This is a genomic window from Marinovum sp. (assembly GCF_034669705.1).
Classification (GTDB): Bacteria; Pseudomonadota; Alphaproteobacteria; order Rhodobacterales; family Rhodobacteraceae; genus Marinovum.
The window spans coordinates 43,674-53,628 of sequence record NZ_JAXMOR010000032.1 but is presented as its reverse complement, the minus strand read 5'-3'; the positions used below and the strand labels follow the sequence as shown (position 1 = coordinate 53,628).

Below are 9,955 nucleotides of genomic sequence, written 5' to 3'. Positions count from 1 at the left end.
ACCGCGAAACAGGCCATCATCGCGGTCGCCCGCAAGCTGCTGACGATCCTCAACGCGATGCTGCGAACGGGCAAACCCTTCGACCCGAAAACCGTCTGACACGCGGTGACCGATTACGGTTGCCGGGTCAAGCCCGGGACGGCGGTAATCTGACCTTGAGACCAGCCTTCGCCACACCCGCGCCCCGGCCCCCGAGCCAGGGCTTCCCGCGAAGGTCTACTTCCGCGGCGGTTTTGTCGGGTCGTCGCCGTTGGGATAGACCAACCCGGCCGAGATCACCAGTTTCGCGGCCTGCTCGACCGTCATCTCGAGCTCGATCACGTCTTCCTCGGGAAAGAACAGCAGGAACCCCGAGGTCGGGTTCGGCGTCGTCGGCACAAAGATCGACATCAGCCGCCCACCGGTCTCGGCGCGGCGCGAGATCTCGCCCTTGGCGGTGGTCGAGATGAAGCCGATCGCCCAGATCCCCTTGCGCGGATATTGGATCAGGCAGGCCTTCTCGAACGAGCGGTCCTCCTGGTTGAACACCGTCTCGGCGATCTGCTTCACGCCGGAATAGATCGAGCGCACCACCGGCACCCGCTCCACCAGGCTCTCGGCAAAGCGCACCAGCGAGCGGCCGATCAGCCCCTTGGCGATCCAGCCGACCAGCAGGGTGAACAGCAGGAAAACGATGACGCCGACGCCGCGCACGTTGACGTAGATCCAGTCCGGATCCGACGGGTCGCGGGTGCCGAGAAACCGGTTGAGCAGCGCCTCGGGCTGATAGGCGTCCGGCACGAAGGGCCAGACAAAGCCGTCGACCCAGCCGATCACCGTCCAGATCAGCCAGACGGTCAGGCCGACGGGCGCAATCACCACGATCCCGGTCAGGAACGACGCGCGCAGGCTCGCCATCCGGCTTGCCATCCACCCCGATTTCGGCCGGACAGGCGGATCTTCATCAAATGGCGTGGTCATTCAGATCCGTGATCCCGTGGTCATCCCCATTGGGCAAACTAGGCAGTTTGCGGGCCAACCTCAATGGCTTGGGGCGGTATTAACCCGGTCACGTAACGATTTTGCCCAAGGCACAGGCGATCTTGGCACCGAGCCGGGCATTGTTGCGGACCAGCGCGATATTGGCGGTGAGCGAGCGGCCCTCGGTCAACTCGAAGATCCGTTGCAGCAGATAGGGGGTCACGTCCTTGCCGCCGATCTTGTGGGTCCGGGCATCGGCCAGCGCGCGGGCGATCACCGGGTCGATCTCGGCGCGCGGGATCTCGGCCGCGGCCGGGATCGGGTTGGCCACCAGCTGGCCGCCGGAAATCCCCAAGGCGCCGCGCGCCACATGAGCGCGGGCGATGGTCTCGGGATCGTCCATCCTGAGCGGCGCGGCATAGGCCGAGGTGGCCGACCAGAAGGCCGGAAAGGCCTGCTGGCCGTAGGCGATCACCGGCACGCCGAGGGTCTCGAGCACCTCGAGCGTCTTCGACAGGTCGAGGATCGCCTTGGCGCCTGCAGCAACCACCGTAACGGCGGTGCGCGACAGCTCTTGCAGGTCGGCCGAGATGTCAAAGCTCTGCTCGGCGCCACGGTGCACGCCGCCGATGCCGCCGGTGGCAAAGACGCCGATGCCGGCCTGCGCCGCGCCGATCATGGTGGCCGCCACGGTGGTGGCCCCGGTGCCGCCGGTGGCGAGGCAGGCCGCCATGTCGGCGCGCGACAGTTTGGCGGCGCCGCGGGTTTGGGCCAGCCCTTCGAGTTGCGCGTCATCGAGGCCGATGCAGAGCTGGCCTTCGATCACCGCGATGGTGGCCGGCGTGGCGCCGCCCTCACGGATCACCTGTTCGACGTCGCGCGCCATTTCGAGGTTCTGCGGGTAGGGCATGCCGTGGGTGATGATCGTGCTTTCCAGCGCGACCAGGGGGCGGTTCTCGGCGCGGGCCTTGTTCACTTCGGCGGAATAGCGGATCTCAATCATGGGGTGTTTCTCCGGAGACATATCTGGCGGCGGCAGTCAGGGCGCGGTGCAGTGCCGCGGCGCGATCCTGCCCCGCAGCTTCGGCGGCCATATGGGCCGCCATGAAGGTATCGCCGGCGCCGGTCACACGGGTGACCAGAACCGCCGGCGGACGTTCCGAGATCACGCCCTCGGCTGCGGCATCGGCACAGGCACCGCCGCCATCGGTCACCACCGCGCGTTTCGCGCCGCGGTCGATCAGCGCCTGCGCTGCAGACGGCGCATCGGCGAACTCGGTCTGGCAGAGGATGCCGGCCTCTTCGCGGTTGACATAGAGCACCGCGCCGGGGCGGGTGACGAAGGGTTGCAGCCGCTCGGCCTTGCCGGGCGAGGCCGGGGCGACGCGCAGGTCGGCCGAGGCAAAGGCCGGATCGCGGGAAATCCGCGACAGCAGCGTTTCGGTCAGATTGCCGTCAAGCGCGATGAGGCCGCTGTAGGGCTCTGCCGCGCTGCCCAACCGGCCATCCTTCAGCGGGCGAAGGATCTTGTCATCGGCGGCTTCCAGCGAATGCGCATCGGCAATCGCCGCGATCAGCCCGTTGGCACCCTCGACGGCCATGTAACGGTCGGTCGGCAGATCGTCGGAGCGGTAGAGCCAGCTGCAGTCGAGCCCCATGTCCTCGCATTCGGCGATCAGAACATCGCCCAGCACATCGCGGCCCACCGCGCTCAGCAATGCCGGCCGCATGCCGAAGCGCACCAGCGTCATCGCGATATTGAGCGCCACGCCGCCGGGTATCTGGGTGATCCGGCCGGGCACGTCGGAGCCCTGTCGCATCACCGAGGCCGAGCGGCCGATCACGTCCCAGAGCACGGATCCTATGCAGAGTACGTTGGTCATCGAAGCCCTTCATGGCGCGAAACTTTTTTCGCCGCAAGCCGTAGCTTTGGGTTGCAGCCTGCGAGGATCGCGGCATTGTGACGACCATTAACAAGGGCGAGGGTAAGCATGACACGGATTTTCGCGGGTGTATTGGCACTTTGGGCCGGGATGGCCGGGGCGCATGAGGTGATGCCGACGATCGGTGATCTCACGGTGACCGAGGGCGCGGTTCAGATCGAACTGCAGCTCAACGCCGAGGCCTTCATCGCCGGCATCGATCTCGACGGGCTCGAGGACACCGACACCACCGACCGCTCTGACGCCTATGACACCCTGCGCGCGCTGCCGCCAGAGGCGCTGGCCGAGCGCATGGCGCCGGTGGCCGCGGAGATGGCTGCGGCAATCCGGCTCGACAGCGGTGGCACGCAGGTGCCGCTGACGGTGGAGGGCTTTCTACCGGGCGAGATCGGCAACACCACCTTTGCCCGCGAAAGCGGCCTGACGCTGCGCGGTGCGCTGGCGACAACCACCGCACCGCTGACCCTGCACTGGCCCGACGGCTACGGCACGCTGGTCCTGCGGCAGATGGGGGTCGAGGAGGGCTATACCGGCATCATCGAGGGCGGCGGCGCCAGCGACGTGATCCAGCCCGGCGGCATGACGCCGAAATCCGGCCTTTCGGTCTTTGCCGAGTATATCCCGGTGGGCTTTGACCACATCCTGCCCAAGGGGCTCGACCATATCCTCTTTGTGCTCGGGCTGTTCTTTCTCAGCACGCGGCTGGGGCCGCTGCTGTGGCAGGTGACCGCCTTTACCGCGGCGCATACCGTGACGCTGGCGCTTGGCGCTCTGGGGGTGGTCACCATCCCCGGCAGCATCGTCGAGCCGATCATTGCCGCCTCGATCGTCTATGTGGCGGTGGAGAACATCTTCTCGCCCAAGATGCACGCCTGGCGACCGGTGGTGGTGTTCTGCTTCGGGCTGCTGCATGGCCTGGGCTTTGCCAGCGTGCTGGGCGAGTTCGGCTTGCCGGCGGGGCAGTTCGTCCCGGCGCTTCTGGGCTTCAACGTCGGGGTCGAGCTGGGCCAGCTGACGGTGATCGCCATCGCCTTCCTCGCGGTGGGGCTGTGGTTTGGCCGCAAAGCGTGGTACCGGCCGTACATCGCCGTGCCGGCCTCGGCGGTGATTGCGCTGGTCGGGGCCTATTGGTTCGTCGAACGGGTGATCTGAGACGGGGGGGTGGGTTGCAAACCCAACCTACGCAGAGCCCTTGGCCGGCGGCTTCGTGGCTTTGCCTGCCCCGGCTTCGATGTTGTCGGAGTTTGACCAGGGCGGTGGGTTGCAAACCCACCCTACGTGGCCGGGGCGTCTGGCGTCGGGTGGGGTTACAACCCACCGCGCCGCGCCCGTGCGATCACGCCGCCAGGTCGACCCAGACCGGCACGTGGTCCGACGGTTTCTCGCCACCGCGCACGGCGGCGTCGATCTGGCAATCGCGCATCAGGTCGGCACATTCCGGGGTCAGCAGGAAATGGTCGATCCGGATGCCGTCGTTGCGCTCCCAGGCGCGGCGCTGATAGTCCCAGAAACTGTAGTGGCCGCCGCCTTGGGTGCGGGCCCGGAAGGCCTCGGTATAGCCCAGCGTCTCGATCCGGCGAAAGGCCGCGCGGCTGGCCGAAAGGAAAAGCGCGTCGTCTTTCCATTGCTCCGGCTTTGCTGCATCCTCTGATTGAGGAATTATATTGAAATCACCCGTTATAAGGGCAGGAACCTCCTCGGCGATCAAATCCGCGGCGCGGGTTTTCAGACGCGCCATCCAGGCCAGCTTGTAATCGTATTTCGGCCCGGGCACCGGATTGCCATTCGGCAGGTAGAGCCCGCAGATCCGGATTGCCTGGGTTTCGCCAATGACTGTCGCCTCGATCCAGCGCGCCTGTTCGTCACTGTCATCGCCCGGCAATCCACGGCTCACATCCTCGAGCGGCAGGCGCGACAGGATGGCGACGCCGTTGAATCCCTTTTGACCATGGGTTTCAACGTTATAGCCCATATCCTCGAAATGCTCTCGCGGAAAGCCCTCGTCGACCGACTTGATCTCCTGCAGCACCGCCATATCCGGTCGGGCCTCTGCCAGCCAATCGCTGAGCGCGCTGATCCGCGCCTTGATCCCATTGATGTTGAATGTGGCGATCTTCATGGCGGCCTCCCTGATCGCTGGCAATATCCTGTCGAATGGCAGGGGGAACAAGCGGAAAATTGGCACCCGAAATGCAGCGCAATGGCGTTAACCTGACCACGATTCGACCGCAAGCCCCTTGGCAACCCGCAGTTTCAGGGGAATTTCGGACCCTGCAAAAAATTTGTGCGACTCGGGTTTTATGTAATTTCAGCAAATGTCTGCATACCATATCTAGTGTGGATAACTGACTTATCCACAAGGTATAGTTGAAATATGTTTTGAAATGCTCGGAAAGAGGGAGAATTCTGACGGTGTTAGAAACTTCCAAATTCGGAGAGCACCATGCTGGCACTTGTTCAAGAAACCCTTAACGAAACCCAAGCCGAAGAGCTGATCCTCGACGCCACCGATGTGTCGACCGGTGACCATGTCGACACCATGATGTGCGTCTCCATCGATGCCGGCACCGACATGTTCGACGGCGACCAGGTCCAGGCGATGATGTGCGTCTCCTGAGCGGGGCAGCCGACTGACCACGCTCGGACCGGGCGCATTTGATATTCATCGGAGGACCAAGACATGTCGAACGTTGTCTATTTGAATGTGCCCGGCCCCGAGGACCGGCGAGCCGCGCGATCCGGCGCGCTCATCCGGTCTTTTGCCGCCCATCGCCGCGGCCCCGAGGATGTGTTCTGGCTGAAGGAAAACGCCGAACTCATCAACATCCTCGAATGCACCGGGCAGGCGGTTCCGGCCAGATTGCTGGAACCCTATGCCGCCTTCTACGATGGCGCCCGCGAAAAGCTGGCGTTCTTTCCGCAATACTACCGCTTCATCCTCTCGCTGACCCTCGATCTCGAGGCGCTTGGCATGCCCGGCAATCACGCCGAATCGATGTGCGTCTGGGCGCTGCGCCAGGATCTCGCCGGCGGCGAGACCTCCGACATCCAGCGGCTCGAGGCGTTTCGGCTGATGCAACGGCGCGGATGCGAGCCACTTGCCGACCAGGGTGGCGCTGAAGCGCGTCTGCGTGACTTCATTGCGCGTCCGGATCGCTTCGCATTGCCCAACAAAAAGGCTGCCTTCGAACTCACCCACATCGTATTCTACCTCTCGGAATATGGGCGCAAAGACCCGCAACTGGGGCCGAATGAACTGCGGTCGCTGGAGAATGCAGGTCTTTTGGCCTTTCTTGACGGAAATCTGGATCTTCTTGCTGAGATCTGCGTGGCGATGCGCTATGCAGGTTTCAACCCATCGGAGATCTGGGAAGAGTGGATCAATCGCAGGATGAATGATTTCGAGGTCACAGAGGTGGATGCAGGCCAGCAGGGGCGTCAGCCCGTGGCCGATGCCTACCATGAATTCCTGACCGGGTCCTGGCTGTCGGGGGTCAAGCGTCAGAGCCTGTTCGGCGCGGTGCCGCTGCGCCGCAGGGGCGAGACAGGGACGCTCGCCTTTCACCGGCCGCGCACCGGATCGGCGGCCTTGCGCGAGATCTCGATGCAACTGTTCCGGATGCAGGATCGCAGCCACGCCTGGACCGCGATGCGCGACCAGATCGATGCCAACCTGACCGAGACCGCCCGCGCCCGTCTGGAACAGGCCGAGGCCTCCACCCAGCGGTTCGAGGCCTTCTTCGAGGAATTCGCCCGCGCCCAGAAGGTCAGCGCCTGATGCGCGCCGCACCGGCAGGGATCAGCCTGACCACGCTCGGCACCGGGCTGGTGCTGGTCTATACCTTGCTGATCACCTTTTCCGACGCCATCACCAAGCATCTGGCGCAGACCTACGGCGCGCCGCAGCTGCTGAGCATCGTGGCGCTGCTGATCGCACTGATGTCGCTCGGCAGCAGCCGGATGCGGGGTGAAAAGGTCAGCCTGCGCACCTCTTTGCCGGGGATCATGGCGATCCGTGCGGGGCTGACGGTGCTGGCGACGCTGATGTTCTTCTATGCGCTGGCGACGCTGGCCTTGGCGCAGGTCTTTCTGTTCGTCGCACTGGTGCCGCTGTTCTCGGCGCTGATGTCCGGACCGATCCTTGGCGAGCGGGTGCGGCTGGCGGCCTGGGTGGCGATCGGCTGCGGCTTTCTCGGCGTGCTCTGCATGGTCGAGGTGCGGCTCTCGTCGATCACGCTGGGCCATCTCTGCGCTTTCGTCGGCGCGGTCTCTGGCACCGCCTCGATCGTGCTGGCGCGCTATATCGGCCGGCAGGAGAGCAATTCGCTGGCGCAGGTGTTCTATCCGCAGCTTGCGGTTTTCCTGTCGATGTTGGCTCTGGCGCCGCTGGGCTGGCAGCCGATGCCGCTGTTTGATCTGGGGCTGGCGGTGGTCTGCGCCCTTGTGCTGTTCTCGGCGCGGCTTTTGCTGGTGATTGCGCTGCGCCATCTGACCGCCTATGCGGTGACACCGCTGATGAACCTGCAGTTCGTCTGGATGGTGCTGATCGGCCTCTTGGTGTTCAACGAGGTGCCGACCATGAGCACGCTGCTCGGCGCCTTTATCGTCATGATCTCCGGCGCTTACCTGGTGCTCGATCAGGTTCAGTCGCAACGCACGCCGGGCCGCCCGCGGCCGGTCGATTTCGGCAAGACGGCGCTGGCGCGAGGCTGAGCCCTCAGATCGAGAACGACGTGCCGCAGCCACAGGCGCTGGTGGCATTAGGGTTCTCGATGACGAAGCGCGCGCCGATCAGCTCTTCGCTGAAGTCGATCACCGCCTCGGCAAGAAACGGCAGCGAGACCGAATCCACCACCACCCGTTCGCCCTTGCCCTCGAGCACAAGGTCGTCCTCGGCCGGGGCGTCGAGCCGGATATCGTACTGAAACCCCGAGCATCCGCCGCCCTCGACGGCGACCCGCAGGGCCTTGCCCTCGGCGCCGGCGCCGATCTCGGACAGCCGTTCAAAGGCGCGCTCGGTCACTTTCGGCGGCAACTGCATGACAAATCTCCGGTTTTCCTGCACAAACGCCCAAAGGCGCGGTTTTCTCGTCTGACATGGTGCAATATAGAAGCGGCGCAGGCCGTCAACAAGGAGGCTGCGATGATCGCGCCTTATGCGTCCCGACCCGAGCTGTCGCGCGGACGTCTCAAACCGGAAGAAGAGAGCCATTTCCGCTCGTGTTTTCAGCGCGACCGGGATCGGATCATCCATTCCAGCGCCTTTCGCAGGCTGAAGCACAAGACCCAGGTCTTTGTCGAGCATGAGGGCGATTATTACCGCACGCGGCTGACCCATTCGATCGAGGTGGCCCAGGTGGCGCGGACGATCTCTGGCGCGCTCGGCCTGAACCCCGAACTGACCGAGGCGGTGGCGCTGGCGCATGACCTCGGCCACACGCCCTTTGGCCACACCGGCGAGGATGTGCTCGACGCGCTGATGAAACCCTACGGCGGGTTCGACCACAACGCCCAGGCGGTGCGCATCGTCACCCGGCTGGAGCAGCATTACGCCGAGTTCGACGGGTTGAACCTCACATGGGAAACCCTTGAAGGCATTGCCAAACACAATGGCCCGGTGACACCGGGGCAGGGCGCCGACGCAGATGACCTACCGTGGGCGCTGGCCGAGTATGATGCCGTCCATGACCTCGAGCTGCACACTCACGCCAGCGCCGAGGCGCAGGTGGCGGCGATTGCCGATGACGTGGCCTACAACAACCACGACCTGCACGATGGCCTGCGCGCCGGGCTGTTCACCGAGGACGATATCTGCGCCCTGCCGATCATCGGCGCCTGTTTCGCCGAGGTCGACGCCAAGTACCCCGGGCTTGAGCAAAAACGCAGGCGCCACGAGGGGTTGCGGCGCGTCTTTGGTGTGATGGTTGCAGATGTGATCGACACCTCGGCGGCGCTTCTCAAGACCGCAGGCGCCAGCTCGGCGCAGGAGGTCCGCGAACTGCCCGGCCCGGTGGTCCGCTTCTCGCCGCAGCTCTGGCGCGATCTGCAGGCTATCCGCGCCTTCCTGTTCGAACGCATGTACCGCGCCCCCGGCGTGATGGAAGTGCGGCGCGAGGTTGGTCAGGCGGTGGAGGCGCTGTTTGGCATCTATATGAAGGCGCCTGATCTGCTTCCCGACGCCTGGCACGACGCGCTGCGGCAGGCGCCGGAAGACAGCATCAGACGGGCGCGCAGCGTCTCTGATTACATCGCGGGGATGACCGATCGCTTTGCCCTGCAATCGCACCGCGAACTGACCGGAGAAAACGAACCCAGCCGTTAACTATTCACCTTCTGTTCCACACGTCAGTGTTGTCTCGCAAAGCGGCGGCGGCGTAAAGGTTAACGCATCGTTATTTTGCGGGGGCCGGTGGAAAAATCGAGACTCTTTGCCGACAGGAACTGTCTGGTGCTCGGCGCGGCCCATCCGGTGGGGCAGGCGCTCTGCCTGCGGCTGGCGGCACAGGGCGGCTTCGTGGTCGCGCTCGATGCCGATGAAACCCCGCTTCAGACGCTGGCCGCCCGGCATCCCCGGCGGATTGCGCCTCTGGCGATGGCGCTGAGCGATACCTCCGGTCTGCAACGTCTGACGGCCAGCTGGGCCCGCGACCCGCTGCATGGCGTGTTCCTGGCCCATCCGCTGCACGATGATCTGCGGCTCGAGGACGGGCTGAGCTCGGTCGCGCATGTGGCGCAGCGGCTGGCCTCGGTGCTGGCCACCGCTGGCGGAGCGGCGGTCATGCTCTTTGCCGACGGATCAGAGACGCCGCAGCCGCGCGCCGCCGCGCGGGCCTATGCGACGCTGACCGAAACGCTTGCCGAGGCGGGCGTGCCGATCAACGCCCTGGCCCTGCATCCGCCGGCCTTGCAGCCCGCGGCGCAACCGCGGGTCTGTCAGGTGGCGTTGATGATGGCGCTGCCGATGGCGCATCCGGTCAGGGGCGCGGTGATGCCGGTCGGGCGGCGCGGCAGCCGAGGCTTCGATTGACGCCCGCGTGCGGCGTGATAAACCC

The 9,955-nt window shown here is 65.0% G+C and carries 11 protein-coding genes; 6 read left to right on the top strand and 5 right to left on the bottom strand.

Annotated features, from left to right (window positions below; translation table 11 throughout):
- Window positions 1-216: 216 nt before the first annotated feature.
- The 3 genes from VOI27_RS18635 to VOI27_RS18625 form a co-directional block, all read right to left on the bottom strand.
- On the bottom strand, window positions 217-960 hold the full coding sequence (locus VOI27_RS18635) for a DUF502 domain-containing protein (protein WP_323767320.1): 744 nt from the start codon (window positions 958-960) through the stop codon (window positions 217-219).
- An 88-nt stretch (window positions 961-1,048) separates the two neighbouring features.
- Window positions 1,049-1,963, bottom strand: a complete 915-nt coding sequence (locus VOI27_RS18630; RefSeq protein ID WP_323767318.1) for a pseudouridine-5'-phosphate glycosidase — start codon at window positions 1,961-1,963, stop codon at window positions 1,049-1,051.
- Window positions 1,956-2,843, bottom strand: coding sequence for a PfkB family carbohydrate kinase (locus VOI27_RS18625; RefSeq protein WP_323767316.1), 888 nt, complete (start codon window positions 2,841-2,843; stop codon window positions 1,956-1,958). Before VOI27_RS18625 ends, VOI27_RS18630 begins: the two co-directional genes overlap by 8 nt.
- A 108-nt stretch (window positions 2,844-2,951) precedes the next feature.
- Between VOI27_RS18625 and VOI27_RS18620 the strand changes: the two genes are divergently transcribed.
- Window positions 2,952-4,055, top strand: a complete 1,104-nt coding sequence (locus VOI27_RS18620; RefSeq protein ID WP_323767314.1) for a HupE/UreJ family protein — start codon at window positions 2,952-2,954, stop codon at window positions 4,053-4,055.
- Window positions 4,056-4,239: 184 nt separating this feature from the next.
- Here VOI27_RS18620 and xth read toward each other — a convergent pair whose 3' ends face one another.
- A complete protein-coding gene (xth, locus tag VOI27_RS18615) occupies window positions 4,240-5,022 on the bottom strand; it encodes an exodeoxyribonuclease III (RefSeq protein WP_323767312.1) in 783 nt (260 codons plus the stop codon).
- A gap of 324 nt (window positions 5,023-5,346) precedes the next feature.
- On the opposite strand from xth, the gene VOI27_RS18610 reads away from it, so the two are divergent.
- From VOI27_RS18610 to VOI27_RS18600, 3 genes are all read left to right on the top strand, one after another.
- Window positions 5,347-5,520: a hypothetical protein gene (locus VOI27_RS18610; RefSeq protein WP_323767310.1), complete on the top strand. Its 174-nt coding sequence runs from the start codon at window positions 5,347-5,349 to the stop codon at window positions 5,518-5,520.
- A 63-nt stretch (window positions 5,521-5,583) separates the two neighbouring features.
- Window positions 5,584-6,681, top strand: coding sequence for a DUF6902 family protein (locus VOI27_RS18605; protein WP_323767308.1), 1,098 nt, complete (start codon window positions 5,584-5,586; stop codon window positions 6,679-6,681).
- Window positions 6,681-7,616 (top strand): DMT family transporter, encoded by a 936-nt coding sequence (locus VOI27_RS18600; RefSeq protein WP_323767306.1) that lies wholly within the window; start codon window positions 6,681-6,683, stop codon window positions 7,614-7,616. The genes VOI27_RS18605 and VOI27_RS18600 overlap by 1 nt, the downstream gene beginning before the upstream one ends.
- A gap of 4 nt (window positions 7,617-7,620) precedes the next feature.
- Here the strand turns inward: VOI27_RS18600 and VOI27_RS18595 are convergent, their stop codons facing one another.
- Entirely contained in the window at window positions 7,621-7,944 is a 324-nt protein-coding gene (locus VOI27_RS18595; protein ID WP_323767304.1) for an iron-sulfur cluster assembly accessory protein, read from the bottom strand.
- A 102-nt stretch (window positions 7,945-8,046) separates the two neighbouring features.
- On the opposite strand from VOI27_RS18595, the gene VOI27_RS18590 reads away from it, so the two are divergent.
- Together VOI27_RS18590 and VOI27_RS18585 are read left to right on the top strand one after the other, a co-directional pair.
- Window positions 8,047-9,225: a deoxyguanosinetriphosphate triphosphohydrolase gene (locus VOI27_RS18590; RefSeq protein ID WP_416374694.1), complete on the top strand. Its 1,179-nt coding sequence runs from the start codon at window positions 8,047-8,049 to the stop codon at window positions 9,223-9,225.
- An 87-nt stretch (window positions 9,226-9,312) separates the two neighbouring features.
- Window positions 9,313-9,930: a hypothetical protein gene (locus VOI27_RS18585; protein ID WP_323767302.1), complete on the top strand. Its 618-nt coding sequence runs from the start codon at window positions 9,313-9,315 to the stop codon at window positions 9,928-9,930.
- The last annotated feature ends 25 nt before the right edge of the window (window positions 9,931-9,955 follow it).

Bases quoted from the DNA above. Each gene is read 5' to 3' on its own strand.
- VOI27_RS18635 (WP_323767320.1), bottom strand. From the start codon at position 960: ATGACCACGCCATTTGATGAAGATCCGCCTGTCCGGCCGAAATCGGGG.
- VOI27_RS18630 (WP_323767318.1), bottom strand. From the start codon at position 1,963: ATGATTGAGATCCGCTATTCCGCCGAAGTGAACAAGGCCCGCGCCGAG.
- VOI27_RS18625 (WP_323767316.1), bottom strand. From the start codon at position 2,843: ATGACCAACGTACTCTGCATAGGATCCGTGCTCTGGGACGTGATCGGC.
- VOI27_RS18620 (WP_323767314.1), top strand. From the start codon at position 2,952: ATGACACGGATTTTCGCGGGTGTATTGGCACTTTGGGCCGGGATGGCC.
- xth (WP_323767312.1), bottom strand. From the start codon at position 5,022: ATGAAGATCGCCACATTCAACATCAATGGGATCAAGGCGCGGATCAGC.
- VOI27_RS18610 (WP_323767310.1), top strand. From the start codon at position 5,347: ATGCTGGCACTTGTTCAAGAAACCCTTAACGAAACCCAAGCCGAAGAG.
- VOI27_RS18605 (WP_323767308.1), top strand. From the start codon at position 5,584: ATGTCGAACGTTGTCTATTTGAATGTGCCCGGCCCCGAGGACCGGCGA.
- VOI27_RS18600 (WP_323767306.1), top strand. From the start codon at position 6,681: ATGCGCGCCGCACCGGCAGGGATCAGCCTGACCACGCTCGGCACCGGG.
- VOI27_RS18595 (WP_323767304.1), bottom strand. From the start codon at position 7,944: ATGCAGTTGCCGCCGAAAGTGACCGAGCGCGCCTTTGAACGGCTGTCC.
- VOI27_RS18590 (WP_416374694.1), top strand. From the start codon at position 8,047: ATGATCGCGCCTTATGCGTCCCGACCCGAGCTGTCGCGCGGACGTCTC.